We start from the raw sequence: 25,352 nt of genomic DNA on the forward strand, positions 1-25,352 counted from the left end.
TTTGGCCATGGTTTGGCGCCGCGCTCCTCCCCCGTCAACGCATCCGAGGTTAACTCCTTGTCGTAAGCGGCGGAAACCGGCAGGTTTCATTGAGATAGCGGAAGGGGGCGGACGATGATGCCAAGCAGACGGGACTTGTTGCGTATTGCAGCTTTGACGGGAGCGGGAGCGGTCGCCAGCTGTGGGCGAGAAGATGTGACGGCGGCGGAAGCCGCGGTCGATGATGGCATCACCGTGCGGACGGTCGCCGAGGCCGAGAAGCTGCAGGGCATAACCTTCACGCCTGCGGAGCGCGCGATGATGATCGAGGGCGTCGAGGGTCAGCTCGAAACGCTTGCCGCGATGCGGGCGATGGAGATGCCGAATGATCTGGCGCCGGCGCTTGTGTTCGACCCGAAGCTGCCGCGAAAGTCCATTCCGTCGCAAAAGAACGAGCTGCGCCTGTCGCCGGTGACGCGCGCCGCGCCGAAGGACGAAAATGATCTCGCCTTCGCTAGCGTGGTTGAGCTTGGCGCCTGGTTGCGCGCCGGCGCGATCACCAGCGTTCAGTTGACGGAGCTTTATCTCAAACGCATCGCTGCCCATGACGGAAAGCTTAACGCCTTCATCACCGTGACGCCGGCGCTTGCGCGCGAGCAGGCGGCGCAAGCAGACGATGATCTTCGCGAGGGCCGCGATCGCGGACCGCTGCACGGCATTCCCTACGCCATGAAAGACCTCGCCGACACGAAGGGGATTTTGACCACCTGGGGCGCGGCGCCGTTCAAGGACCGTGTTCCTGACGACGACGCCGAAGTTGTTCGCAAGCTGCGCCTTTCGGGCGCGGTCCTTCTCGGCAAGACGGCCTGCGGCGCCATTGCCTATGGGGATCAGTGGTTTGGCGCAAAGACGCGCAATCCCTGGAACCCGGATGAGGGGTCATCGGGGTCGAGCGCCGGGTCAGCATCTGCGGTCGCGGCCGGGCTTTGCGCCTTCGCCATCGGCACGGAAACCTATGGCTCGATCATTTCTCCTTCCGAGCGTTGCGGAACCACCGGCCTGAGGCCGACTTTCGGGCGCGTGTCGCGCGCCGGCTTCATGGCGCTCTGCTGGTCTCTCGACAAGGTCGGCGCCATCTGCCGCTCGGTTGAGGACACAGCCGCGGTCCTGTCGCAGATCAACGGCTATGACGCCGACGATGCGGGCGCCGCGCGCATGGGGTTCGCCTATGAAGCGACGCCGGACGTATCAGGGATGACGGTTGGTTATGTGCCGCAATGGTTCGAGGAAGGCGACGAGACCGACCGCAAGGCGCTTCAGACATTGCGCGATCTCGGAGTGACTTTGAAGGAGTTCCCCTGGCCGCAAATCGATTTCCGCATGCTGACCGCGATTGTCCTTGTGGAGTCGGCGGCGGCGTTCGCCGATCTCACGCTATCGAACCGCGACGATGAACTGGTCTGGCAGGAGAAAGACGCATGGCCCAACACCTGGCGTGGAACGCGCTTCGTTTCCGCCGTGGATTATATACAGGTCGACCGGTTGCGCCGACGCGTCATGGAAGAAGTCGGCGCCGCGTTTGAGGGCTTCGATGCGCTGGTGGGTCCGAACTTCGCCGGCGGCGCGCTGCTCGCCACCAATGCCACGGGCCATCCACAGCTCGTCCTGCGCGCCGGTTATGCGCAGCGGCCAGTGGAGCGCGACGAAGAGGGCGCAAACAACGGCGAGGGCCGCGCCACCTTCCGCGCGCCGCGCGGGGTGAGCCTGTGGGGCGACCTCTTTGAAGAGGCAAAAATTATCGCCCTTGGCGCCGCGATGGAGCGCGAAATGGGGGTCGCGTCCGCCCGTCCGCCGGGATTCTGACCTTATTTCTCCTCATTTATTTGGCATGCTTACTGCCTGAAAACCTGAGACTTTCCGGGATAGCGCGACAGCAGCCCGGGCCTCATGTGCTGGGCGGCATTCCCTTGCTTAAGTACTAGTGATAATAGTTTGCACGGACCCCGATCCCTTTCAGGGACGGGGGAGAGAGGAAAGAGCCCGCGCGTAGCCGCGCGGGCTCTTTTCTGTTTCCGTAATTGCTTATCATCAGTGCAAAGAAAAAGGCCGGCGTCGCCGCCGGCCTTTTCCGAAAGGAGTGAAGGCAAAACTTATGCTTTGCCTGTACGCCAGCCGGCCGCGTATTCCTTGCGCGCCGTTTCCGAATAGGGAACCGGACTGACAATCGCGCGAACTTCCATCTGCTGGTGGCGCTCGACCGTGGTCTTGGCCGTGCCGCCGTCGGGCTCGCCCCAGACGACCTTCACTTCGTTGCCGATCTCCACGTCATTGTCGACAGTCGCGAGGGACAGCGCCTTGCGCTCGTTGTAGGAGATGCCGGTGAACATCGAGAAGCCGACATTCTTGCCGTTTGCGGTCACCGAGTCGTAGTTCGACGAGGCGTAGTTGGCGAGCGGCTGTTCGAAGTATTTGTAAGGCGTGCCCTGGCCGACGACCGAGCCCATGATCTTCCGAACGTCGTCATCATTCCAGGCGAGCGTCACCTTGCGGCGGGTCTGTTCTTTTTCCATTTTCTTCAGCGCGTCCGCGCCGATGAAGTCATGGTCGAATTTCACGAACGGGCCATAGCCGATGTCGTAAGGCGACACATAATAGTCTTCGATATTGTCGGAGACGAAGCTGCCGCCGATGCCGCCCATGGCCTCATAGGATTTCGCCGGGAGCCATTCGCGGTATTTCTTCATCTTCTCGCCGGTATAGACGGCGGGAAGCGGCGAGGGGATCCAGCCGGATTCCAGCGTGTTCGTCGCATAGGCGCGGCAGCCCACGGGCACGATGCCGAATTCGGCGCCGGCTTCGAGGATCTTCGCGCGGATGTCGAGATATTCCTCATAGGGGCCCCAGATTTCGAGGCCCGGCGCGCCGGCCATGCCGTGACGCAGGGCGCGAACCTGTTTGCCGCCGATATTGATGTAGCCCATGTGGAAGAACTTGATGTCTTCGAATGGTCCGCCATTCAGCTTTTCGATCACCTTCTGGGCGTTCGGGCCCTGGATCTGGAAGCGGTAGAATTTGCGGGTGACGGCCTTGCCCATGGGCATGGAGGGCGAGCGGTCGTCATAAACGACTTCGACGTCATAGCCGCCAGTTTCGGCGTGGAACTGCAGCCAGTTGGCGGACGGCGCGCGGCCGACGAAGACGACGTGGTTTTCTTCGAGGTTGAAGAGGATGCCGTCGCCGATGACATAGCCGTCATAGCTCACCGGCACATATTGCTTGGCGCGGTTGACGGGGAAGTTCTTGAACGTGTTGATGGCGGTGTCGGAGCAAACCTTGATGGCGTCCGGACCTTTCAGGAACAAATCGACCATGTGATGCGTCTGGTCGAAAAGAACGGCGGTTTCGCGCCAGGCGCGCTGTTCGTCGCGCCAGTTGTGGAACTCGGTCGGCACTACCGGATAAACATAGGCGCCGATTTTAGAATTACGGAGCATTTGCACCGTGTTGCCGGCGCTTTTGAGCACCTCTTCCAGATTCTTGGCGGTCATTGCGGCGAAATCCTCCTGCTCTCGTGTTGTCAAGAATAGCGGGACGTCCGCCATGCGGGAGGGCGCCCGAGATTGTTTATGTTGCTTACAATTTTTAGCTGCGCCATGTCTAGCGTTATCGGGCGGAAAGTAGGGCTGAAAAAGTCCGGAAAACCCTGTCCCAGCGCACAAAAGATGTGAAAAAAGCGAACTTGCCGGAGGGCCGGTTCGGCCGCTTTCAGGGCGAATTGATTGCCTGGAATTTTGCTGCACCTGCGTCATATCCGCAGGCGATAAAAGCCGGCGCCGGCCTGGGATGGCTTCCGGTTTTCCGCATTCTGCGCCATGCGCGGAAAGTGTGATTTCGCTCCTGAAGGCTCGCGCGCATTCGATATGCGGCAAGACTGCGCGCGCCAGGAAGAACGTCTTGCTATCGCGTGCGCAGCGGTGTTGGTGTTGAGCTGCGCGGGTAAGAACCTTCCGTAACAGTCTGATAACGGCCCAGTGGTGACTATATCATGAGAACAATCGACTACTTCGACAAAATGGCGAAGCTCCATCCCGACCGTGATGTGCTGATCTCCGGCGGAACCCGTTACACCTATCGCGAAATGGAGGCGCTGACCCACAAGGTCGCCGGCGCCCTGCGCGAGTCGGGGATGAAAAACCAGGAGCCGATCGCCATCATGTCGCCCAATGACGGGCCGGTGTTGTCGGCGATGCTCGGCTGCTGGCGGGCCGGGGCGATCTGGGTCCCGGTGAACACCCGCAACGCCCTCGATGCGAATATTGCTTACCTGAAATATGTCCACGTCAGCATGGTCCTCTATCATTCGAGCTATGCGAAAGAGGCGCAGCAGATCAAGGAACAGGTTCCGACCGTCAGGCGGATGGTGTGTCTCGACAAGGCGATGAACGGCGACCAATCGCTTGAGGACTTCATGAAGACGGCGCCGTCGGACGTGTTTCCCGATCTCGGCGATCCCATCGGCAATCCGGAGGAACTGACGGCGCTGATCGCCACGGGCGGCACGACAGGCCCGGCGAAGGGCGTGCGCGTCATGAACCGCTCATGGGGAACGATGCTGGAGACGATTTGCAACATCATGCCGGTGGACGCGGACACCAAGCCTGTATCGCTCGCGACCGCGCCGCTGACCCATGCGGCAGGGCCGGTGACGATGGCGGCGCTCGCCATGGGCGCGACCGTGGTGGTGCTCCCGACCTTTGACGCCGAAGCGGTGATGAAGGCGATCGAGGAACACAAAGTGACGCACATGTTCCTGCCGCCGACGGCGCTTTACGCCATGCTCGGCCATCCGAAGGTGCGCGAGTACGACTATTCGAGCCTCAAATATTTCCTCCTCGCCGGCTCGCCGGTCGCTGGGGAAAAACTCAAACAGGCGGTGGAGGTGTTCGGCCCCTGCATGTGCCAGAGCTATGGCCAGACCGAGTTTCACCTCGTCGCCACCTGGCTGTCGCCGCAAGTTGTTGCGGCCGCGGCGGCCGGCGATCACCCTGAGCGGCTGACGAGCTGCGGCGAGGCGACGTATTCGGTGCGCGTCGAACTCATGGACGATGACGGCAATATTCTGCCCACCGGCGAAGTCGGCGAGATTGTCGGGCGCGGCGGCATTGTCGGCGGCGGCTATTTCGAACTGCCCGAAGCGAGCGCGGAGGCGATTGCTCATGGCTGGCATCACACCGGCGATGTGGGCAAGCGCGACGAGCACGGATTTTACTACATCGTCGATCGCAAGAAGGACATGATCGTCTCCGGCGGCTTCAACGTCTTCTCTGCCGAAGTCGAGGACTGCGTCATGGAGCTCGCCGAAGTCGCAGAGTGCGCAGTGATCGGCGTGCCGCATGAGAAATGGGGCGAGCAGGTGACGGCCATGGTGGTGAAAGCCAAAGGCGCCGAGGTGGACGCGGCGAAAATTATTGCGCACGCCAAGGCGCGCATCGGTTCGGTGAAGGCGCCGAAGGAAGTGCATTTCGTCGACGCGATACCGCGCACGCCCGTGGGCAAGATGGACAAGAAGAAACTGCGCGAACCCTTCTGGGGCGGCGCGGGAAGAAGTGTGAATTAGGAAGACTCTCTTCCCCCATTTATGGGGGAAGTGCCGAGCGAAGCGAGGCGATGGGGGCATTGCAAAGCAAGGATTGGCCCCCTCCGTCGCTTCGCGACACCTCCCCCGCAAGCGGGGAGTTATATACTTGACTGAACAGATTTCGTCCCTATCTCAGAACGGACAGACCGGCGCTAAAAGGTCAGGTGATGAAGCCCTCGTAATCCGACATGGAGCAGAGGCCGATTTTAGCTGTTTTTCGCATAGTGAGTTCAAGAATATCGACGATCTCCGCATAGGAGGCGTGCAGAAACGTAGCGACTGGTTTGCCCGCAACGGAATCAACTTCGCCAAAGGCTACATTGAAGGTCAATTCTGCATCGAAGCTAAAGCGGCCGTAGTCGCTTTCGGACTTGCATATGATCTCGTGTTTTTTGCTATCCCAGACGGGAGCGGGGATGTAGGCGGGTTTGCCCTGCATAGATGCGAGTCCGGGGGTGACATTAGCGACGGTCGCGACGGGGACGATAAAGCGGTGAAATCCCTTTTTACGAACTCCGTTAAGTTCAACAAGAATGTCGTTCCCTCCCGGGTGCGCTTTAAAAGACCGGAAGAGCGTCTTGATGTCTGGGTGAAGCCCATTGCAGGAGCGTTTGATGGCGTTCTCAAAGTCTGCGGAAACGCGGGAAATGGGGAAGTGAATGCGCTCCAGAGCGTTGCCGGTAACGCCAGACATGACAGCCGTAACGTAGGCAATTTGGTCCAGCGCGCTTCTTTGGTGGTCGATGATCTCGTAGGCGAGGTCAGCGATGTCCTCCCCGGGGAAACGAGTGATTCTGTGCTTATACAGATGGCAACCGCTTTTGAGATCGAACTCTTTGACCTCGGCGTGGAAATCCGAAGCAAGGTAGGTTTTGATCCCCGAATTGAGTGCCTCGTATTTGGTCTTCGCCTTTGCTAAAACGCGGATTGGGCTGTGATATGGGTTCGCCATGGCTAAAAGTTCCGATGAAAGAAAACGTGACGAGGCTCTAAAAAGGGCCCTCAACATGCCGCCTATGCCGCATAAACCTTCTGTTAACCAAAGCGGCAAAGGAAAGAAGAAAGGCGACCAGACCGCCGGTGAAAGCAAATCTGGCCGCCCCGCTAAGAAGTCAAAGACGACTTAGCACTTACGAGCCTTCCGACGGACGTAGCGTTTTACCGCGACCGTCTTCTTGCCCTTTGGCGGCGTTTTACAGCCGCACTTGCGCTTTGCCATTTGGAATACTCCTCTGTGGCCGAGCGGTTGTGCCGCCCGCACTGGGACACACCATGCGCCCCGCCTCTGTTTCAGGGCCATGCATGCGAATCAGTGTGCGCGGGCAAGAGTCTTCGGCGCCAAGCGCCGATAGTCCATAGCTGTATTTAGCGGGTTTTCCCCTGCGCCTTTCGCCATTGCAGAAAGCGTTTCGCTTGCTGCTTAGGCGTGAGCGGCTCCGTCAGGCCGCCGATAGGTCAAGCGCTTGCCGCTTGAGCCTTGGATAGCTTTAGCGCAGCGTTCGTCATCTGACACGCCAAGGGCGGCGCGTTCGTTGTATCTGAAATCAAATTCGCAAAGGTAGCGCTTCAAGTGCGCTTCCGAGACGTGATGATAAACGCCGGTGACGCCGCGCTTAAGGATTGAGAAGTAGCCTTCAACGGTGTTCGTGTGAGCGTCGCCGCGAACATACTCGTCAATTGAGTGATTGACCGTTTCGTGGCGGGCGAACTCTTTGCCGACATGGCGGTACTGGCCGCCTTCATCGGTCATGAGCGTGGATTTGCGGCTGACCTGCGTAACGATATAGGGGCGCAAGTCTTTGCCGCTGATCTTGGCGACATGGAAGGAGCGGACATGGCCGCCGCGCTCCACAAGCGCGAACGCAGCTTGTTTGCCGCCAGCGCCTCCGGTGGGGTGACGGCGCTTTGACTTGTGCTTGTTCTTTTCCTTACCGCCGATATAGGTCTCATCAGCTTCGATGATTTTGCCTTCCCCGCCTTTGGGGCCGGACCTTACGTCAGTCGGACGCATGGACTCGCGAATACGGTGGGCCATGAACCATGCCGTTTTGTAGGTCACATCAAGCATTCTGTGCAGTTGATGCGCGGACATGCCTTTCTTTGACGAGGTCATAAGCTGGAAAGCGAGAAGCCAAGTCGTCAGGGGAATGTGCGAACGCTCAAAGATGGTCCCCACGGTCACGGTGAACTTCTTGCGGCAGTCGCGGCAATTGTATTGGCCGAGATCGCCAGCCTTGCCGCCGAGCTTCACAACCTGAAAACCGCCACAGCGCGGGCAGTAGGCGCCATCAGGCCAGCGCAGGCTTTCAAGATGCTCGCGGGCTTTGGCTTCGTCTTGGTAGATCGGGTTTTTGAGGTTCACGGTCATGGCTTTGTCCCTTCCTCTCTAAGGTAGGGATTCTGCCGTGTTCAGTCAAGTATATAATCCCCCGCAAGCGGGGGAGGAAAAACGAACGCTAAACCTTAATCACAACCTTCCCGAATGCGCCGCGCGTTTGGTAGCGATAGGCTTCGGCGGCGTCTTCGAATGGAAAGACCTTGTCGATGGCGGGCTTCATGCCGTTGATATCGATGGCGGCGGCAAGGTCTTGCGCCATTCTCTTGTTGCCGACGAAAATGCCGCGAATGCTGGAGCCCTTCATCATCAGCGGGTGCGGGGTCGTATCGCCGGAGCGGGTGAGGACGCCGATCAGCGCGATCTCTCCGTTGAAATTCACCGCCTGCATGGACTGGGCGAGGGTGCCCGCGCCGCCAACTTCGACGACCACATCGGCGCCGCCCTTGTGGCTGGCCGCTGCGGCGGCCGGGCCCCACTCCGGCGTGTTGCGGTAGTTGACGAAGCCTGACGCGCCGAGTTTTTTCGCGCGGTCGAGTTTTTCGTCGGAAGACGACGTGACCACCACATGCGCGCCCGCCGCGTGGGCGATGCCAAGCGCGATCATGGAAACCCCGCCGGTGCCGAGGACGCAGACGCAATCGCCGACCTTGATCGGGTTGCGCCCGCACATCAGCGCGTTCCATGCGGTGACGCCGGCGCAGGGGAGCGTCGCCGCCTCTTCAAAGGAAAGGCTCTCCGCGATCTTGACGACGCCGCGTTCCGGCAGCGCCACATATTCGGATAGCATGCCGTCGCAACCGGACGCGCCGAGCGCCGCCCCCGCATGCGGGTTCGGCGGGCCATCATGCCAGTTCTGGAAGAAAAGCCCGGCCACGCGGTCGCCGGTTTTGAACTCGGTGACGCCGTCGCCGACCGCAACGACTTCGCCGGCGCCGTCGGAAAGGGGCACCGTATCGTTCTGCAAGACGCCGCCGAAATAATTGCCGGTGACCACCGCCTGGTCCCGGTAGTTCAGAGAACAGGCGCGCACGCGGATGAGAACTTCGCCCGGTTTCGGCTTCGGCTCGTCCTGTTCGACGATGACGAGGCTTTCAAGCGAGGTGGAGCCGGCTTTCAAAACATATTTTTTCATGGCGCGCGTCCGTTTCTGTTGCCCTGAGCATTTCTGGTTGAAGCCATCATAACGACGAAACGCCTCGAAATCGATCAAAGACGCGCGACTTCGCTGTAAGCAAACCTTTGATGCAGTCCTGCATTGGCAAGGACTACTTCGCGCGCGCTTTCGCGCCGCCGGGCTTCTTGTCTGCTGCTTGAGCGTCCTTGCGCAGCCAGTCGAGAAAGAGATCGCGAGAGGCGGAGCGCCGGTCCTCGTCCCAGCAAAGGAAGATTGGCGAATGCGTATCCATGCCTTCAAGCGGGCAGGAGGCGACGTCGGCGAGCACCGGCGCGCCGGGCATGTCGAGGGTAATGGTGATGCCGAAGCCGGCGCGCACAAAGCCGAGCACAGTGTACCATTCCTCCGCTTCCTGTACGATTTTCGGCGAAAACCCGGCGCGGATGCAGAGTGCGTTGATCTGGTGATGCAAGCCCGGCGCGATCACCGGCTGGAATAGGACGAAGGATTCGTCTTTCAGTTCTTCGAGAGCGATTTTTTTGCGCTTCGCCAACGGATGGTTGGAGGGCATCAGCACGACGAAACGCTGGCGGCCGATGATCTCGCTTTTCAGCGATTTCCCAACGCCAATTTCCCGGGTGATCGCGACGTCGATCTGTCCGGCGCCGAGCGCTTCCCATTGCTGGCGCGAATGCATGTCGCGCAGGGTAATGCCCACGTCGGGATATTGCTCGCGGAAACGCTGGATCGATTGCGGTATGTTGGTGAGCATGACGCTCGAGCCGATAGCGGTGACGATGGCGCCGATCTGGCCGCGTTCCACGAGCCTCGCCTGTTCCACGGCGGTCTCGAAATCGGTCAAGGCCCGGCGCCCGGCGTCGACGATCATCCGGCCCGCAGGCGTCAGGCTCACTTTGGGGCGGCGCACGAAAAGTTCAACGCCGACTGCGCGCTCGATCTGTGCAAGGCGCGTCGAAAGCTGCGGCTGGCGCATGCCGAGCGCGTCGGCGGCGCGGCCGAAATGCAGCTCGTTAGCGAGAACGGTCAAAAGGTGAAAATCGCGCGTGCCGAGGTTCATAACAAAAATCGAATGACGTGATCCGAATATTCCGCTTTTCGAGAAGATATGGGCGCCCTATGGTTCTGTCCAGCCGCGCGAAACCGCCCGAAAGAGGCGTGCGCCGACGGAGGAAACGAGGACAACGATGTCAAAAAAGCCCGCCGGCTTTCCCAAACCAAGCTCGCTCAATGTCGCCGACGGGACTGAGGCCGCCCAGGCCGGATATCCCTATTACATGCAGTTCGCGCCGGAGGATGATGAGCGCTTCTGGTTTTACAACTCCATGCACTTCCCGGAGCCCATGCACCATTTCGACATGGTGACGGCGGAGGCGGCTTATTGCGCGCTCGGCTCATCCAATACGCGGGTGCATTGTCTGCCGACGACCCTCGGCATCGATTATCGCGTCATGAACGGCCGGGTTTATATCGGCGGCAATGCGGTGACCGACCCCGCGGAAATTGAGCGGCGCACGGAAGAATTCCAGAAGCGCGCGTTTTATTACTACGAACACTGGGAGCGGCTTTACGACCAGTGGAAAGTGAAGATGAAAAAGCTGATCGCCGATGCGCAAGAGCTGCCGCCGGTGAAGCTTCCGGAATTCGAGCCGCTTGAGAACGTCCACGCCGGCAAGGGCGTCGCCTCGAACCACTATCTCCTCGAGACCTACCAGAAGACGCTCGAGGGCTATTTCCGCATGTGGCACCACCATTTCGAGTTTCTGCTGCTCGGATATGGCGCCTATATGGTCTTTTTCGATTTCTGCAAAAAAGCGTTTCCCGAAATCACCGACCAGACCATTGCCCGCATGGTGGCGGGCTTCGAGGCCGAAATCTTCAAGCCCGATGATGAAGTGAAACGTCTTGCGCGCAAGGCGGTGGAGCTCGGCCTTGAAGGCAAGTTCGGCGATAATGTTTCCGCCGATGACGTCATCGCATCGCTGGAGCAGATGGGCGCGCCGGGCAAGGAATGGCTGGCTGAACTCGAAAAATCCCGCAATCCTTGGTTCAACGTGAATGTGGGCGACGGTTTTTACCACTATCACCGCTCATGGAATGACGATCTCTCGCTGCCTTTCTCGGCGATCCCGGGTTACGCGGCGAAGATCAAAGCGGGCGACAATCTCGACCGGCCCATAGAGCAGTTGCAGGCCGAGCGTCAGGAACTGATCGATGGCTATCGCGATCTTCTGGGGACGGATGAAGAGCGCGCCGCCTATGACCAGATGATCGAGCTTGCCTGCCGTGTCTTTCCCTATGTGGAAGGGCACAAATTCTATTGCGAGCACTGGTATACCAATCTCTTCTTCAACAAGATCCGGGAATTCGGCGATCTTCTCGTCGAGCATGGCCTTCTCGACGAGCAGGAAGACGTGTTCCACCTGACGCGCTACGAATTGGAGCAGGGCATTGTCGACGTGATGACGAGCTGGTCCAACGGCTCTGCGACGCGCGGCGGCAAGCGCTTCCGCAAAATGGTCGCCGAACGCCGGAAAGCGATCAAGATCTGGGCTGAGGTCAACATGCCGCCGGCGCTCGGCCCTGTGCCTGACATCATTGATGATCCGGCGATCGTCATGCTGTGGGGCATTACGCGAGAAAATCTCGACATCTGGTTGTCAGGGCCTGCCGACGCCGACGGCAAGGAGATTCGCGGTTTTGCTGCGTCATCCGGCGTTGTGGAAGGCACGGCGCGGGTCATCAAATCGGTGCAGGAGATCAATCGCCTTCAGGAAGGCGACATTCTCGTCTGCCAGGTGACGAACCCCACCTGGGCGCCGGTGTTCCAGAAGATCTCCGCCGCGGTGTCCGACATCGGCGGCTCCATGAGCCATGCGGCGATTGTCGCGCGCGAATACGGGCTGCCTGCGGTCGTCGGCACGGGGCAGGCGACGGCGCGCATTCAGGACGGCCAGCGCATCCGGGTCGACGGCGCCCGCGGGGTCGTCACGCTGCTTTAGGTTTCGCAAAATGACTGCTGACAATATTTCATGGTTCGCCGATATCGGCCTTTCCGACCGCCCCAGCGTCGGCGGCAAAGGCGGCAGCCTCGGCGAGCTGACGAAAGCGGGCATTGACGTGCCGCCGGGTTTCGTCGTCAGGACGGAGGCTTTCGAGCGCTTCATCCAGAAACTTGACCGGGAAGAGCCCTTGCGCGCGCCGGTTGAGGCGCTCGATCCCAACGATCTCGATCATGTCGGCGCCGTGACGAAGGCGATCCGTGAACGGATCATCAGAGAGCCTTTGCCGGAGGATGTCGAGGACGACATCAAGACGGCTTATAAAGAACTCTGCGGCGATGATGCGAAGTCTCCCGTCGCCGTGCGGTCATCGGCGACGACGGAAGATGCGGAGGATGCCTCCTTCGCCGGGCTGCAGGACACCTATCTCTGGGTGCTCGGCGCGGAAGAGACGATCAGGATGGTGCGGAGCTGCTGGGCGTCGCTCTATTCGGTCGAGTCCGTCTGTTACCGCCGCCGCCAGAATTTTCCCGAAAGCGGCGTCGCCATGGGGGTCGTCGTTCAGAAGATGGTCGATGCGCGCACGGCCGGGGTCATGTTTACGCGGAGCCCCCTGACCGGCGACCGCTCGGTCATCACGATAGAAGGCGCCTGGGGCCTCGGCTCCGCCGTCGTCTCCGGCGAGGTGACGCCCGACCGCTGGGTGGTTGGCAAACTCACCGGCGAAATCACCACGCGCGATATTTCCGACAAGCACATTCGCCAGTCCCCGAAACTAGGCGGCGGCATCGAAGATGTAGAACTGCCCGAAGCCGAACGCACGGCGCCGTGCCTCAGCGACGAGGAGCTGCTCCAGCTTCGCGACATCGGCCGCAAGACGGAAAAGCATTACGGCAAGCCTCAGGACATCGAATGGGCCGTAGAGAAGGGCACAGGCAAAATTCTTCTCCTTCAGAGCCGCCCCGAGACTGTCTGGTCTGCAAAGGACAAGACGCCGGTCGCCTCGGCCCAGGACAACCCTATGAAGCATGTGATGAACATTTTCGGCGGCAAGCGGACGTGAGGCGATGAGCAACGATCTGCCCCTAACCCCTGAAGACGTCGAGGAAATCGCCTCCATCCTTGCGAAGTCGTCTTATGACGTGCTCGACATCGAAACCTCGCGCTTCCGCCTGCGCGTCAAGCGTTCCGGCGAAGGCTTCACCCAGGAATGGTCTCCAATCGGCGGTGAGGAAACGAAGACCGTCGCCTCCGCCGTCGAGCCTGAAGTCGAGGCGGAGAAGGACGGTCTCCTCGTCATCAAGCCGCCGCTGCCGGGCACGTTTTATCGCGCGCCCCAGCCCGGCGCGCCGCCCTATGTGGAAGTCGGCGACAAGGTGACGCCGGATACGGTGGTCGCGATCATCGAAACCATGAAGCTCATGAACCCGGTACATGCCGGCGTCGCCGGGGAGATCGTCGAGATCGTTCCCGACAATGCGCAAGCCATCGAGGCGCATACGGTGCTGATGAAAGTGAAGCCGGCGTGAGGAGGCAATCGCAACATGTGACGTTAAAGCCCCTCTCCACACTATGGGGGGAGAGGGGTTGGGGTGAGGGGGGCGTAGGCGCCCTAGAAGCTCTCCGCTTTACCCCCTCACCCGGTCGCCTTCGCGCTCTGCGCTCTGGCGGCCGACCTCTCCCCCAAGGGGGAGAGGTGGAGGCAGACTAAGATGCGCAAACCCATCAACACTCTCTTCATCGCCAATCGCGGCGAGATCGCGCTGCGTGTCATCAGAACGGCGAAGCGTCTCGGGATGAAGACGGCGCTCGGCGTTTCCGATGCGGACGCAAATTCGCGCGGCGCGGCGGAAGCGGATCTTGTGGTGCGCCTTGGCCCGGCGCCGTCTTCGCAATCCTATCTCAATATCGTGAAGGTTGTCGCCGCCGCGAAAGAGGCGGGCGCCGATGCGGTGCATCCGGGCTATGGGTTCTTGTCGGAGAACATCAAATTCGCGCGCGCTGTCGCAGAGGCCGGCATGATTTTCGTTGGTCCCGATCCGCATGCGCTCGACGCCATGGGCGACAAGCTGAAAGCGCGTCATGTGGCGATAGAGGCGGGCCTGCCGGTCGTGCCGGGCGGCGAGGCGGAGACTGCGGACGACGCGGCGAAAATCGCGGAAAAGACCGGCTATCCGCTCCTGATCAAGGCCGTCTCCGGCGGCGGCGGGCGCGGCATGAAGCGCGTCGACAGGCCCGAAGACCTGAAGTCTCAGATCGGGTTAGCGGTGTCGGAGGCGGAAGCCGCCTTCGGCGATCCGCGCATCTATGTGGAACGTTTCGTCGCGTCGGGGCGCCATGTGGAGGTGCAGGTGATCGGCGACGGAAAGCGCGCCATTCATCTCGGCACGCGCGACTGCTCGATCCAGCGGCGGTTTCAGAAACTCGTCGAAGAAGCGCCGGCGCCGAACATTCCCGATGACCGGCACCGCGCCATCGAAACTGCGGCGGTGAAGATCGCCGAGCATCTCAACTATAAAGGCGCCGGCACCGTCGAATTCCTTGTGGACGCGGAAACCTTCGATTTTTATTTCCTCGAAATGAATGCGCGCATTCAGGTCGAGCATCCTGTGACGGAAGAAATCACCGGCGTCGACATCGTCGAGCAGCAATTGCTGATCGCCAGCGGCGCGAGCCTCGGGTACCGGCAGCGCGACATCGAGTTTCAGGGCGCCGCCATTGAAGTCCGCATCAACGCCGAAGACCCGGACGCCGATTTCCGTCCGTCGCCCGGCCTCGTCGCAAAAGCCGAATGGCCGGCGGGCGAGGGGGTGCGCGTCGACAGTCATATCCGTTCCGGCGATTCCATCCCGCCCAATTACGACTCGCTGATAGGCAAACTTATCGTCCATGGCGCGACGCGCGAGGAAGCGGTCGCCCGCATCGCCGAGACGCTTGCAACGCTTAACATTGAAGGCGTGAAAACCACGGCGCCCTTGCATGCGCGGATCATGGCGGATGCGCGGTTCAAAAAAGGCGGCGTCGATACGCGTTTCTTTGAGGGGCTTCAAAATGGCTGAGATCAAGCTCGTCGATGTGTCGATCCGCGACGGCAACCAGTCGCTCTGGGGCGCTACGGGTCTTAACACCGCGCAGATTCTCGACATCGCCGGCGCCATGGAGCGGGTCGGCTTTCACGCCTGCGATTTCACCTCGTCGACGACTATGGCGGTCGCGATCCGCTATTTCCAGAACAATCCGTGGGAGCGCATCAAGCGCATGCGCGCGGCGATGCCGAGCGTGCCGTTGCAGTTCATCACCACGGGTCTGCGCTTTGTGGCGTGGCAGCAGGCGGACCCGGAATTCATGCGGCTCGCCTATCGCCGCCTGCAGATGGCGGGCATTCGCCGATTCATCGTCCTCGACCCCATGCACGATCCCGATGCGGTGATCGAGGCGGCGCGTATCATTAAAGAAGAAGGCGACGCCGACGTCATGGGCGCGCTCACCTTCACCCTGTCCGACATTCACACGGATGAGTTCTACGCAGAATTTGCCGGGCGGCTCGCCAAGAGCAACCACATCGATCTTTTCTATCTGAAAGATCCCGGCGGGCTCATGTCGCCCGACCGCGTGAGAACGCTGGCGCAGGCGGTGAAGGCCGCGATTGGCGCCAAACCGCTGGAAGTGCACGCCCATTGTACCATCGGCTATGGCCCGCTGACCTCGCTCGCTGCGGCCGATCTCGGCATTATCGATGCGGTGCATGTGGGCGTCGGGCCGCTCGGCGACGGGTCATCCCTGCCGGAGGCGACGCGCATGGTCGCGAACCTTCGCGAGGCCGGTCACACGGTGAACGTCAACGACAAGGCGCTGGCGACGGTGAAGGATTACTGGACGCGCCTCGCGACCGCCGAAGGACTCCCATTCGGCAAGCCGCAGAGCTTCGACGCTAGTTTCCTCAGGCATCAGATCGCCGGCGGCGTCATGACCACCACCAAGCGCCAGCTCGACGAACTCAATCTCGGCCACAAATTTCAGGAAGTGATCGACGAGACGGAGCGCGTGCGCGCGGAGCTTGGCTACCCCATCATGGTGACGCCGTTCCCGCAGATGGTGATGAGCCAGGCGCTGTTTAACGTCATCGGCACGAAGCGTTATGCGCAGGTTTCCGATCAGGTGATCCGCTATGTCATGGGCAAGTTCGGCCGGCCCACAAGTCCGGTCGACGAAGCTGTGAAGCAGACCATCCTTGACCGGCCGCGCACCAGGGAGCTCGAAGCCGAGCCCATGTTCCCGGCGTACAAGGATCTGCGCAAACGGTTCGGCGAAAACATGGACGACGAAGAGTTCCTGTTTCGCGCCGTGATGCCTCAGGAACAGGTGGACGCCATGCTCGCCGCCGGGCGAAGCCGTGCGACTTACACGCCGGAAGCGGCGCCGGTGTTCAAATTACTCAAGCAACTCGCGGCGCGGCCCGACGCGCCAGACATTGCGGTTGAGCGTCCGGGTTTCCGCATGGCGCTCTATAAGGGAGCGGGACTTGGCCGATAAATTGCGCGAAGCCGAAGGCTTCATCTTCGACATGGACGGGACCCTGGTTCTCGGGGACAAGGCGAGCGCGGGGCAAAAGGCGCTGCCGGGCGCTGTGGAAACGCTGGCGCTGCTGCGCGAGCGCGGCGTTCCCTATCAGGTCTTTACGAATGGCACAGCGCGAACGCCCGAATGGTATGCGAACGCCATGCGCGCCACCGGCCTCGACGTGCGCGACGAAGAGTTCATGACGCCGTCGACAGCCGCCGCGCATTACCTCAAAGAAAAAGGCGTCGGGCGTATTCTCGTTCTCGGCAAAGAGCCGGTGTGGAAGCCGCTCGCCGATCTCGGCCTTGAGGTCGTCGAATCTCCCGGCGATGGAGGGCCTTACGATGCGATCTATGTGGGCTGGTTCCGAGAATTCACCTTTCCCGACCTGGAAGCGGCCGTGCACGCGATCTGGGCCGGCGCGCATCTGACCACGGCGTCCGATGTTCCTTTCTTTGCAGCGGCGGGCGCCGACAAGCGCGGCATCGGCACGAGTTTCGCCATCAACGCGATGCTGAAAGCCCTGACCGGCGCCGAGGCGCATGTGCTCGGCAAGCCATCGGTCGACGCGCTGATGGTTGCAAAAGCGCGCATGGGACTGCCCCGCGACGCGAACGTCGTCGTCGTGGGCGATGACCCGCAGCTTGAGCCGAAAATGGCGAATATGGGCGGCGCCTATTCCGTGGCGGTGACCACGGGGATTTACGACGAGGCGGCGTTCAAATCCCGCGAGGATCCGGCGGAACGGCCGGAACTCCTGCTTTCCGGGATCGACAAGCTCTATGAACGGCTTCGCGAAGGAGCGTGAAACCTTTCGCATCGGGCTGTCCTTTGGGAGCGGAATTGGCGTAAAACTCGCCATACGCCAAAGGAGTCCCCATGATCGACCTCAACAAGATCAAAGCCATCGACATTCACACCCATGCGGAGGTCTCCTGCAACGACCCCGAGGACCCGATCATGGGCAAATTCCTCGACGCGGCTTCAATCTATTTCAAGGCGGACCGCAAGCGGCCGACCATCCCCGAGACCATCGAATATTACCGCGCGCAACAGATCGCGTTCGTGATGTTCACGGTCGATATGGAATCCGGCACGGGTATCAAGCGCATCCGCAACGAGGAAATCGCGCAGTTCGCCAATGACAACAGCGACATCATGATGGCCTTCGCCTCCATCGATCCGCACAAGTCGAAATTCGGCGCCATCGAGGCGCGCCGCATGATTGAGGAATACGGCGTCAAGGGTTTCAAGTTTCATCCGCCGATCCAGAACTTTCATCCTTACGACCGCATGGCCTGGCCGATCTATGAGGTGATCGCGGAGTATAAACTCCCGGCGATCTTTCATACGGGCCATTCGGGCATGGGAACGGGGATGCGCGGCGGCGGCGGCATTCGCCTGAAATACGGCCAGCCGATGATGGTCGATGACGTTGCGGTCGATTTTCCCGACATGAAGATCATTCTCGCCCACCCGTCTTGGCCGTGGACGGATGAATCGCTCTCCATGGCGCTGCACAAGGAGAATGTTTATATCGACCTTTCCGGCTGGTCGCCGAAATATTTTCCGAAACAGGTGATCCACTACGCCAACACGCAGTTGAAACACAAAATGCTGTTCGGCTCTGATTTTCCGCTCATCAAGCCGGACAAGTGGATGGATGCGGCGAAGGACGCCGGCTTCCGTGAGGACGTGATGCCGATGATTATGAAAGACAACGCGGCGAAGCTTCTCGGATTGAAATGAAGAATTCCATTACGCTTGCCGGGAAACGCATCATCGTCACCGGGGCCTCAACTGGCATCGGCGCCGCGGCGGCGGAGATCATGGGATCGCTCGGCGCAAAAGTGCTTGTCGCCGCGCGCTCGGAAGACAAGCTGAAAAAAGTCGCCGATGCGGTGATGAAGGGGGGCGGCGAGGGGGCCTATCTCGCCGCCGACATGGGCAATGCGGAAGACATCGCCGCGCTGGTCGATAAAGCAAAGGACTTGTGGGGCGGCGTCGACGGCGTCTTCGCCAATGCCGGAATGGGCGGACCTGCGGCGCCGATGACCGATTATCCGCTCGACGGTTACGATCAGGTGATGAACGTCAATCTGAAATCCATGTTCATCCTCGTGCAGAAAGTTTTGCCGTCCATGCTTGAAGCGGGCGGCGGGTCGATCGTCTGCACCGGCTCGCTTGCGTCGGAACGCGGCTTTCCCATGACGCCCGCTTACGTCATGTCGAAACATGCGGTGCTCGGTCTCGTGCGCGCCATCGCCGCGGAATATGCGAGCCGGAATATCCGCGCCAATTGCCTGCTGCCGGGCCTTATCCGGACGCCCATGCTCGAAGGGCTCGCCGACCAGATCGGCGGCGGCGATGTCGAGGCGACCGTGGCGATCCTCGACAAGATGGCGCCGCAGGGGCGCGTCGGGACGCCGGCTGAAACAGGCTGGCTCGCCGCGTTCCTCCTCTCCGACGCCGCACAATACATTAATGCGCAATCGATTTCCGCCGATGGCGGAATGCTTGGAGTGATGAGGAGCGCCTGAGATGACATTGAAACTCTATCACGCTGAACCGCTTGCGAATTCGCTTAAGTCGCTGGCCCCGCTGCATTGCCGAGGCATTCCGTTCGAAGGGATCTATGTCGATCTTCATAAATTCGAGCAGCACCAGCCGTGGTTCGTCGCCATCAATCCGGAAGGCCAGGTGCCGGTCTTGGATCATGACGGCGTCATCATTACCCACTCGACCGTTATTAATGAATATCTCGAAGACGCGTTTCCCGATTATCCGTCCTTGCGGCCCGCCGACCCGGAAGGCAAGGCGCGCATGCGCTACTGGAACAAATTCGTCGACGAGCATGTGATGAACTATGTCTCCATGCATGGCTGGCACCGCATGGTCGGCGTTATCGCGCGCAATATCGAAAGCGGCGATTTTGAAAAACTGATGGAGAACATTCCGCTCCCCGATCAGCGCAAGAAATGGATGACGGCGCGATCAGGGTTCTCTGAAGAGCAGTTGGCCTATGCGACCGAAAAGATCGAATACGCTATCGATAAAATCGAGAAGCACCTGTCCGAGAATGAGTGGTTTGCGGGCGGCATGTTTTCTCTCGCCGACATCAATTTCTATTCCCATTGCGGGGCCATGGTGGAGCGCATGTTTCCGGATATGGATGTCGCCAGCCGCGCGCCGAACATGGTCAAATGGCGCGATCGCGTGACGGTGATCCCCGGCATGGCCAAGGCGCTCGCCGGTCCCGACAAAACCGACCCGCGGCTTCGAACGTTTTCGGGGCATGTGAGGTAGCGCCCGCATAACGCGAAAAATTCATCACTTCTGTTGAATTCTTCAATATTTCCCAGTGTTGGTGAATAGTTATCCACCACTTTCGGTGCGGATGTATGATCGTTCTCGGCTGTCATTCCGGACGGTTTGCATGTGGTCAGCTTTGCATGACGCAATCGCGGATGCAGTCAGGTTTCAATCTGCGCGCATTCCCGCGCGCCGCGCGAAAGGCATGAATCGATGAGAGCGAACGAGCAGAAAATGTCAAATGGCGCCACATTCGCCGCAACGCCAGAAAACATGCGGGTGAAAAAGAGCGCGGCGCGGGAAAGAGATCACTCTTCCCAGCGCGGTTCTTCGCCCATGGTCACTTTCGACGAATTGCCGAGCAGGAAGTCGCCGAGCACGTCGATCGAGTCCGGATATTGCTCGATTACCATGGCGCGCAGTTCGTCGCTGTTTTTCGCTTTGCGCGACGCCTCAAGCCAGAAGTCGATATAGCCGCGGCTGTAAGCAAGGCTCGACGGATCGTTGGCGAGGCCGGGTTTAGAGTGACCGGCGACGACGATTTCCGGATTGAGCGCGGCGAGGTCGTCGATGGCGTCTCCCCAAGCGCGGATTTCCTTCCGCCCGTGCTCGCCGAACCAGAGATACATTTCGTTGTAGAGGAGATCGCCCGCAAAGAGTGCGCCGATATCGGGAGCATAAAGCGCCGTCGCGTGAACATGATCGCCCTGCATGGGGCCGATGACTTTCAGCTCATGGCCTTCGAGCAGAAATGTATCGCCGTCGAGCGCCGCCGGCGCCGTTGGCGTTTTCGGTCCGTTGTCGCCCAGCATCGGGCTCCAGCGTTTCACCTTGAATGGGAGCGAGCGCCAGATGTCAGCGACGACCACCGGATGCGCCACGACTTTTGCATTGGGAAAAGCCTCCGTGAGGACTTCCATGGCGAAGAAATGGTCCGGATGGTCGTGAGTGACGAAGATGGTTTCGAGTTCTTTCCCGCTGTCGAGCACCATGGCGGCGACGCGGTGCGCATCCGCCATCGTAAAGGGCGCATCGACCAGCACGGCTTTTTTCTCGCCCTTGATGAGCGCGATATTGGCGTAAAGCGAGCCCGCGCTGGTTCTAAGGACTTCGACTTCGAGCGGCGGTTTCTCCTGTGCGAAGACAGGCGGCGCCAGCAAAAGAAGCGCGGCGAGCGCGCGGGCCAGAAGTTTCATCATGTCCTCCCTGTCTGCTGTTGCCGCCGCGGTCCTTCAGGCAACGGCCAATTAAATTGCGGTCTGGCCGCCATCGGCGATGATCACGGCGCCGTTAGTGAAACTCGCTTCGTCGGAACAAAGATGCAGCACGGTTCCCGCCATCTCCTCCGGCGCCGCCGGGCGGCCGATGGGCGAGGTCGGCAGAAACGCCTCGAGAAAGCCTTCGCGGTGAAACCACGGTTCGGTCATCGGCGTGCGGACGAAACCGGGGCAGAGCGCGTTCACCCTGACGCCGAGTTTTGCATATTCGATCGCCGCCGTCCGCGTGAGGCCGATGACGCCGTGTTTCGACGCGATATAGGGCGCCATGCCCGGATTGGCGATGACGCCGCCGACGGAAGAGGTGTTGAGGATCGCGCCTTTTCCTTGTTTCGCCATGATGGGAAGCTGCGCCTTCATGCAGAGAAAGACGCCTTTCAAATTGATCGCGATGGTGCAGTCGAACGCCTCCTCGTCGAAATCGGCGAACATTTTTTCCGGAGGAAAGACGCCGGCATTGTTGAACGCGGCGTCGAGGCGGCCATGGGCCTTGACGGCGGCGGCGACGAGCGCCTCGACATCCGTCCCTTTCGAGACGTCGCAATGCCGGAAGGCGGCGGTTCCGCCTTCGCCTTCGATGGACGCGACCGTCTCTTCGGCCTTGTCGTTGTAATCGCCGATCATCACCATTGCGCCCTCGCGCGCGAAGGCGATGGCGGCGGCCCGGCCGATGCCCGTTGCGGCGCCGGTGACCAGAACGGATTTTCCTTCAAAGCGCATGCGTCACCCCCTCGGCGCGATCAGCACCTTGCATTGATGGGTGCGTTTTTTGAGCGATTCAAAAACATCCGGCACGGCGTCGAGACCGATCGTGTCCGTGATGAGCGCGCGCGGCTCCGCGGCGCCGGCGTCGAGCGCATCGAGCGCCGCCTCATATTCCTGGCGCTTGAAAAAGGCGGAAGTCTGGAGCCGCACTTCCTTGGAGAGCGCCACGAAAGGAACGAAGGTTTCCGGTCGCGTGCAAAGACCGAGGATCAGGACCGTGCCTTTGACGCGCACTTGGTCGACCGCTTGCGGAATAAGACCGGGCACGCCGACGCACTCGTAAACAATGTCCGCCTTGCCGCCGAGCGCGCGTTCCGCGGCGCCCACGGGGTCTTCCATGTCGACGATGAAATCCGTCGCGCCCATGCGACGCGCGCGTTCTTCCTGATAGCGGTTGATGTCCTGAACGACGATCTCTTTGGCGCCGAAGCGGCGGGCCCAGAAGGCGACGCCGAGACCAATTGGCCCCGCGCCGAGGATCAGCACTTTGTCGCCGGGCTTCTGCTCCGCCATCATCACGCCGTGGAGCGCCACGGCGAGGGGTTCGATGATCGCGCCGTCGGCCATGCTCGCGGATTTCGGCAGGGCGACGCACTGGTTTTCATTTGTGACCGCGAACTCGCCATAGCCGCCGCCCTGCAAATACATTTTCTCGCACCAGGCCGGCTCGCCCGCGAGACAGATGGGGCACTTGCCGCAGCTTGCAATCGGCACGACGGAAACGAGCTCGCCTTTCTTGAGCCGCTCAACGCCCTTGCCGAGAGCAATGACTTCACCGGCGAATTCATGACCGAGCACGGCGCCCTTATCGACGCCGAAGGCCGGATCCTCCGTCATGTGAAGGTCGGAGCCGCAAATGCCGCAGCGTCCCACCGACAAGACAACTTCGCCGGCGCCGGGCGCCGGGTCCGGGACGGTTTCAACGGCGAGCTTTTGATGCAGCCCCTGATGAACGACCGCGCGCATTTACTGTTTAAAGCCTCCGAGCGCCATGCCGCCGTCGATCAGCATCTGCGATCCAGTGACGTAATTCGAGGCGTCGGATGCGAGATAAAGCGCCAGCGGTTTCATCTGGTAAGTCTCGGCAATGCGCCCCAGCGGAACCACATGGTCCCATGCGGCGCGCACCACCGGGTCCTGCAGCCAGCCGCCGCCGATATTGGTGACGAACGGGCCGGGGGCGATGGCGTTGACCCGAATGCGGTATTCGGCGAGCTCCATGGCGAGATAATGCACCATATGCGTGACGCCCGCTTTCGCCGGGTGATAGGGCATGCCGACGATGGGTTCGACGACGAGACCTGCGTTCGACGACGTTGCGATGATCGAGCCGGGCTTGCCGCCCGCCTTCATCACTTTCGCCGCCTCGCGCATGGTGTTGTAAATGCCGGTCAGGTTAATGGCGATGCAGCGGTCCCAGGCTTCGGGGTTGTAGGCGTCGACCTGGCCTTTCGGATTGCGCCCGCCTTCTGGCGCGGCGAAGCCGTCGCCGGGATCGATGCCGGCGTTCGCGAAGGCGATGTCGAGCCCGCCATAATGCTTCACATGTTCGCCAAAAACTTTGGTCGTCTCCTCGCGATCAACGACGTCAAGACGCGCCGCGCGCGCATCGTATCCTTCTTCACGCAAGCGCATGGCTTCACGTTCTGCGCCGTCGAAGTCGATATCGGTGAGAGTGACGCCCGCGCCCGCTTCCGCCATGGCCTCCGCATAGCAAAGGCCGATGCCGGAGGCCGCGCCGGTGACGATCGCGGAACGGCCTTTGATGTCGAATTGATCGAGTGCTTTCATGACTTAGAGATAGAGCTGCTTGTTGATGGGAAGGCCCTTTTCCTTGCAGTAGGATTCGTAGTGGTTCATGAACCACCACACGTCGAGGGTTTCGACGAAGTTTCCCTGTTCGTCGTAGAACTCGTTGGCGCCCTGCATCCAGAACAGCGCCTTCATGCCGTTAGGATCGTCGGTGACGAGGGTGTGCGCGGTGCCCGGCATTTCGGTGATGAATTCTCCGGGCCCGCAGACCCAGTCATATTCGAGATAGCGGAACGTGCCTTCAAGCCCGACCGCCCAGACGGGCCCGCGATGTTTATGCGTGCCGATGACGCCGGGCGATTTGATCCAGAGGATGTTGCAATAGACATTCTGGCGCACATCGAAGGCGAGATGGCGGATCGCGGCGTTGTCGCCGAAGGGGACCCACGGGCTTTCCTCTTCGGACTTGCCGACATAGCTGCCTTCAAGCCCTCGCTTCGCGATGAGGTCGCCGTAAAGCTCCTCCACCTGGACGATTTTGTAGGCGCCCGAAGGGGGCGCTTTCATGCCTGACATCACGGGTCTCCCTAATGATTTCCTGTAAAGTAGTTGAGCTCCAGGAGGACGCCATTCGGATCGCGCACAAAGATCTGCTTCAGATCGATGGCCGTCACATGATTGAGCTTGTATTCGAAACCGAGCGACGTCAGACGGTCCACCATGGCGTCATGGCCGGAGCAATTGAGCGCCACATGATGCACCGGTCCGGTCTCCTGCGGCAACTCGCGCCGGCCGCCGTCACCCATGATGGAGCCCGGCGTCGTCAGGTGGAAGATCGCGCGGCCTTCGGCGTCATACATCCACTGAACCAGTTTCGGATCGAGCGGCGGCGGCGGGTCGCGCGCTTCGAGGTCGAGAACATCGGCGTAGAAGCCCACTGTCTCTTTCAGTTTAAGAGTCTGGATGTTGACGTGATCGAGAGCGTTGACTCGCATGACCTACCGGAACAGGGTTTTGACGTAATCCGCGCCGATGCCGACCTTGTCGTAATGCTCGCGCGCGGCGGCGATGTAGTCGTGGACATCATAGTGGCCGACGCCGTTGCCGTCATCGTCGAGCCAGATCAGCGGACCGGTGACGACGAAGAACACCTTCATCGGCTCGGGGCTGTCATAGGCGACGAGCGTGTGGCCTTCGCCGGGCGATTCAAAAACGAAATCGCCCGCGGTCGCCGTCCAGTCATGTTCGAGATAGCCCCATTTACCGGAAATCGTGTAGGCCCAGATCGGGTGGGGGTGGTAGTGGCGGTTCACAAGACCCGCTTCTTTCGCCATCAGAACGTCGGCCCACATATTCCGCTGCGGCGAAATCCAGACCGGCTTCGACGACACAGTCTCGGAAATCGGCACCCAGTAGCGTTCATCGCCCTCGGCGATCTTCGACATATAGGCGTCGCCCATGGACTCCGGTTTGAAGACATCCTTGATCGGTTTGATGTCTTTCCAGAATTCTGTCGTTGCTGCCTCGGCCATCGCGTCCTCCTTACGTCACAGGGTGCGCATAGTAACAGTCGCCCCTAAGGTACTGCCTTTGTGCG

23 protein-coding genes are annotated in these 25,352 nt (G+C 60.6%); 11 read left to right on the forward strand and 12 right to left on the reverse strand.

The window, feature by feature from the left end; translation table 11 throughout:
* Window positions 1-114 precede the first annotated feature (114 nt).
* Window positions 115-1,842, forward strand: a complete 1,728-nt coding sequence (locus ACQY5P_RS00920) for an amidase (RefSeq protein WP_428408958.1) — start codon at window positions 115-117, stop codon at window positions 1,840-1,842.
* 287 nt (window positions 1,843-2,129) lie between these two features.
* Here the strand turns inward: ACQY5P_RS00920 and ligM are convergent, their stop codons facing one another.
* Window positions 2,130-3,527 (reverse strand): vanillate/3-O-methylgallate O-demethylase, encoded by a 1,398-nt coding sequence (gene ligM, locus ACQY5P_RS00925; RefSeq protein WP_428408959.1) that lies wholly within the window; start codon window positions 3,525-3,527, stop codon window positions 2,130-2,132.
* 497 nt (window positions 3,528-4,024) lie between these two features.
* Here ligM and ACQY5P_RS00930 point away from each other — a divergent pair, with 497 nt between their 5' ends.
* Window positions 4,025-5,596, forward strand: coding sequence for a class I adenylate-forming enzyme family protein (locus ACQY5P_RS00930; RefSeq protein ID WP_428408960.1), 1,572 nt, complete (start codon window positions 4,025-4,027; stop codon window positions 5,594-5,596).
* Between the two features lie 181 nt (window positions 5,597-5,777).
* On the opposite strand, the gene ACQY5P_RS00935 is transcribed toward ACQY5P_RS00930, so the two are convergent.
* The 4 genes from ACQY5P_RS00935 to ACQY5P_RS00950 form a co-directional block, all read right to left on the reverse strand.
* The gene (locus ACQY5P_RS00935) at window positions 5,778-6,707 is read right to left on the reverse strand and encodes a hypothetical protein (RefSeq protein WP_428408961.1); all 930 of its coding nucleotides are present in this window, start codon (window positions 6,705-6,707) and stop codon (window positions 5,778-5,780) included.
* A gap of 330 nt (window positions 6,708-7,037) precedes the next feature.
* Complete coding sequence (locus tag ACQY5P_RS00940; protein ID WP_428408962.1) at window positions 7,038-7,985, reverse strand: IS1595 family transposase; 948 nt, start codon at window positions 7,983-7,985, stop codon at window positions 7,038-7,040.
* Between the two features lie 88 nt (window positions 7,986-8,073).
* Window positions 8,074-9,087 (reverse strand): zinc-dependent alcohol dehydrogenase family protein, encoded by a 1,014-nt coding sequence (locus ACQY5P_RS00945; RefSeq protein ID WP_428408963.1) that lies wholly within the window; start codon window positions 9,085-9,087, stop codon window positions 8,074-8,076.
* A 133-nt stretch (window positions 9,088-9,220) separates the two neighbouring features.
* Window positions 9,221-10,147 carry a LysR family transcriptional regulator gene (locus ACQY5P_RS00950; RefSeq protein WP_428408964.1) on the reverse strand — a complete coding sequence of 309 codons (927 nt, stop codon included), beginning with the start codon at window positions 10,145-10,147 and terminating at the stop codon, window positions 9,221-9,223.
* A gap of 127 nt (window positions 10,148-10,274) precedes the next feature.
* Here ACQY5P_RS00950 and ACQY5P_RS00955 point away from each other — a divergent pair, with 127 nt between their 5' ends.
* From ACQY5P_RS00955 to ACQY5P_RS00995, 9 genes are all read left to right on the forward strand, one after another.
* Entirely contained in the window at window positions 10,275-12,089 is a 1,815-nt protein-coding gene (locus ACQY5P_RS00955; protein ID WP_428408965.1) for a PEP-utilizing enzyme, read from the forward strand.
* A 10-nt stretch (window positions 12,090-12,099) separates the two neighbouring features.
* Entirely contained in the window at window positions 12,100-13,152 is a 1,053-nt protein-coding gene (locus ACQY5P_RS00960; protein WP_428408966.1) for a PEP/pyruvate-binding domain-containing protein, read from the forward strand.
* A 4-nt stretch (window positions 13,153-13,156) separates the two neighbouring features.
* Entirely contained in the window at window positions 13,157-13,618 is a 462-nt protein-coding gene (locus ACQY5P_RS00965; protein WP_428408967.1) for an acetyl-CoA carboxylase biotin carboxyl carrier protein, read from the forward strand.
* A 183-nt stretch (window positions 13,619-13,801) separates the two neighbouring features.
* Window positions 13,802-15,148, forward strand: a complete 1,347-nt coding sequence (locus tag ACQY5P_RS00970) for an acetyl-CoA carboxylase biotin carboxylase subunit (protein WP_428408968.1) — start codon at window positions 13,802-13,804, stop codon at window positions 15,146-15,148.
* The gene (locus ACQY5P_RS00975; protein ID WP_428408969.1) at window positions 15,141-16,622 is read left to right on the forward strand and encodes a biotin carboxyl carrier protein; all 1,482 of its coding nucleotides are present in this window, start codon (window positions 15,141-15,143) and stop codon (window positions 16,620-16,622) included. Before ACQY5P_RS00970 ends, ACQY5P_RS00975 begins: the two co-directional genes overlap by 8 nt.
* Window positions 16,612-17,457, forward strand: coding sequence for an HAD-IIA family hydrolase (locus ACQY5P_RS00980; protein WP_428408970.1), 846 nt, complete (start codon window positions 16,612-16,614; stop codon window positions 17,455-17,457). Before ACQY5P_RS00975 ends, ACQY5P_RS00980 begins: the two co-directional genes overlap by 11 nt.
* Window positions 17,458-17,528: 71 nt before the next feature.
* The gene (locus ACQY5P_RS00985; RefSeq protein WP_428408971.1) at window positions 17,529-18,398 is read left to right on the forward strand and encodes an amidohydrolase family protein; all 870 of its coding nucleotides are present in this window, start codon (window positions 17,529-17,531) and stop codon (window positions 18,396-18,398) included.
* Window positions 18,395-19,189, forward strand: a complete 795-nt coding sequence (locus tag ACQY5P_RS00990) for an SDR family NAD(P)-dependent oxidoreductase (RefSeq protein WP_428408972.1) — start codon at window positions 18,395-18,397, stop codon at window positions 19,187-19,189. The genes ACQY5P_RS00985 and ACQY5P_RS00990 overlap by 4 nt, the downstream gene beginning before the upstream one ends.
* Window position 19,190: 1 nt before the next feature.
* Window positions 19,191-19,955 carry a glutathione S-transferase family protein gene (locus tag ACQY5P_RS00995; RefSeq protein WP_428408973.1) on the forward strand — a complete coding sequence of 255 codons (765 nt, stop codon included), beginning with the start codon at window positions 19,191-19,193 and terminating at the stop codon, window positions 19,953-19,955.
* 314 nt (window positions 19,956-20,269) lie between these two features.
* Here the strand turns inward: ACQY5P_RS00995 and ACQY5P_RS01000 are convergent, their stop codons facing one another.
* The 7 genes from ACQY5P_RS01000 to ACQY5P_RS01030 are packed head-to-tail and all read right to left on the reverse strand — an operon-like array spanning window position 20,270 to window position 25,287.
* The gene (locus ACQY5P_RS01000; protein WP_428408974.1) at window positions 20,270-21,160 is read right to left on the reverse strand and encodes an MBL fold metallo-hydrolase; all 891 of its coding nucleotides are present in this window, start codon (window positions 21,158-21,160) and stop codon (window positions 20,270-20,272) included.
* A 48-nt stretch (window positions 21,161-21,208) separates the two neighbouring features.
* Window positions 21,209-21,958: an SDR family NAD(P)-dependent oxidoreductase gene (locus ACQY5P_RS01005; RefSeq protein ID WP_428408975.1), complete on the reverse strand. Its 750-nt coding sequence runs from the start codon at window positions 21,956-21,958 to the stop codon at window positions 21,209-21,211.
* Between the two features lie 3 nt (window positions 21,959-21,961).
* The gene (locus tag ACQY5P_RS01010; protein ID WP_428408976.1) at window positions 21,962-22,969 is read right to left on the reverse strand and encodes an alcohol dehydrogenase catalytic domain-containing protein; all 1,008 of its coding nucleotides are present in this window, start codon (window positions 22,967-22,969) and stop codon (window positions 21,962-21,964) included.
* Window positions 22,970-23,794, reverse strand: coding sequence for an SDR family NAD(P)-dependent oxidoreductase (locus ACQY5P_RS01015; RefSeq protein ID WP_428408977.1), 825 nt, complete (start codon window positions 23,792-23,794; stop codon window positions 22,970-22,972).
* A 3-nt stretch (window positions 23,795-23,797) separates the two neighbouring features.
* Window positions 23,798-24,331: a 2,4'-dihydroxyacetophenone dioxygenase family protein gene (locus ACQY5P_RS01020; RefSeq protein ID WP_428408978.1), complete on the reverse strand. Its 534-nt coding sequence runs from the start codon at window positions 24,329-24,331 to the stop codon at window positions 23,798-23,800.
* Window positions 24,332-24,342: 11 nt separating this feature from the next.
* Window positions 24,343-24,750 (reverse strand): VOC family protein, encoded by a 408-nt coding sequence (locus tag ACQY5P_RS01025; protein WP_428408979.1) that lies wholly within the window; start codon window positions 24,748-24,750, stop codon window positions 24,343-24,345.
* A 3-nt stretch (window positions 24,751-24,753) separates the two neighbouring features.
* Window positions 24,754-25,287, reverse strand: coding sequence for a 2,4'-dihydroxyacetophenone dioxygenase family protein (locus ACQY5P_RS01030; protein ID WP_428408980.1), 534 nt, complete (start codon window positions 25,285-25,287; stop codon window positions 24,754-24,756).
* Window positions 25,288-25,352 lie beyond the last annotated feature (65 nt).

Origin of the sequence: Hyphococcus sp., from assembly GCF_965267305.1 — a bacterium.
Taxonomy (GTDB): domain Bacteria; phylum Pseudomonadota; class Alphaproteobacteria; order Caulobacterales; family Parvularculaceae; genus Hyphococcus.

Excerpts from the sequence above, each read along its gene's own strand:
- ACQY5P_RS01025 (WP_428408979.1), bottom strand. The coding sequence starts at position 24,750 with ATGCGAGTCAACGCTCTCGATCACGTCAACATCCAGACTCTTAAACTG.
- ACQY5P_RS01020 (WP_428408978.1), bottom strand. The coding sequence starts at position 24,331 with ATGTCAGGCATGAAAGCGCCCCCTTCGGGCGCCTACAAAATCGTCCAG.
- ACQY5P_RS01030 (WP_428408980.1), bottom strand. The coding sequence starts at position 25,287 with ATGGCCGAGGCAGCAACGACAGAATTCTGGAAAGACATCAAACCGATC.
- ACQY5P_RS00960 (WP_428408966.1), top strand. The coding sequence starts at position 12,100 with ATGACTGCTGACAATATTTCATGGTTCGCCGATATCGGCCTTTCCGAC.
- ACQY5P_RS00985 (WP_428408971.1), top strand. The coding sequence starts at position 17,529 with ATGATCGACCTCAACAAGATCAAAGCCATCGACATTCACACCCATGCG.
- ACQY5P_RS01015 (WP_428408977.1), bottom strand. The coding sequence starts at position 23,794 with ATGAAAGCACTCGATCAATTCGACATCAAAGGCCGTTCCGCGATCGTC.
- ACQY5P_RS00930 (WP_428408960.1), top strand. The coding sequence starts at position 4,025 with ATGAGAACAATCGACTACTTCGACAAAATGGCGAAGCTCCATCCCGAC.
- ACQY5P_RS00940 (WP_428408962.1), bottom strand. The coding sequence starts at position 7,985 with ATGACCGTGAACCTCAAAAACCCGATCTACCAAGACGAAGCCAAAGCC.
- ACQY5P_RS00990 (WP_428408972.1), top strand. The coding sequence starts at position 18,395 with ATGAAGAATTCCATTACGCTTGCCGGGAAACGCATCATCGTCACCGGG.
- ACQY5P_RS01005 (WP_428408975.1), bottom strand. The coding sequence starts at position 21,958 with ATGCGCTTTGAAGGAAAATCCGTTCTGGTCACCGGCGCCGCAACGGGC.
- ACQY5P_RS01000 (WP_428408974.1), bottom strand. The coding sequence starts at position 21,160 with ATGATGAAACTTCTGGCCCGCGCGCTCGCCGCGCTTCTTTTGCTGGCG.
- ACQY5P_RS01010 (WP_428408976.1), bottom strand. The coding sequence starts at position 22,969 with ATGCGCGCGGTCGTTCATCAGGGGCTGCATCAAAAGCTCGCCGTTGAA.
- ligM (WP_428408959.1), bottom strand. The coding sequence starts at position 3,527 with ATGACCGCCAAGAATCTGGAAGAGGTGCTCAAAAGCGCCGGCAACACG.
- ACQY5P_RS00965 (WP_428408967.1), top strand. The coding sequence starts at position 13,157 with ATGAGCAACGATCTGCCCCTAACCCCTGAAGACGTCGAGGAAATCGCC.
- ACQY5P_RS00970 (WP_428408968.1), top strand. The coding sequence starts at position 13,802 with ATGCGCAAACCCATCAACACTCTCTTCATCGCCAATCGCGGCGAGATC.
- ACQY5P_RS00955 (WP_428408965.1), top strand. The coding sequence starts at position 10,275 with ATGTCAAAAAAGCCCGCCGGCTTTCCCAAACCAAGCTCGCTCAATGTC.
- ACQY5P_RS00945 (WP_428408963.1), bottom strand. The coding sequence starts at position 9,087 with ATGAAAAAATATGTTTTGAAAGCCGGCTCCACCTCGCTTGAAAGCCTC.
- ACQY5P_RS00950 (WP_428408964.1), bottom strand. The coding sequence starts at position 10,147 with ATGAACCTCGGCACGCGCGATTTTCACCTTTTGACCGTTCTCGCTAAC.
- ACQY5P_RS00920 (WP_428408958.1), top strand. The coding sequence starts at position 115 with ATGATGCCAAGCAGACGGGACTTGTTGCGTATTGCAGCTTTGACGGGA.
- ACQY5P_RS00995 (WP_428408973.1), top strand. The coding sequence starts at position 19,191 with ATGACATTGAAACTCTATCACGCTGAACCGCTTGCGAATTCGCTTAAG.
- ACQY5P_RS00975 (WP_428408969.1), top strand. The coding sequence starts at position 15,141 with ATGGCTGAGATCAAGCTCGTCGATGTGTCGATCCGCGACGGCAACCAG.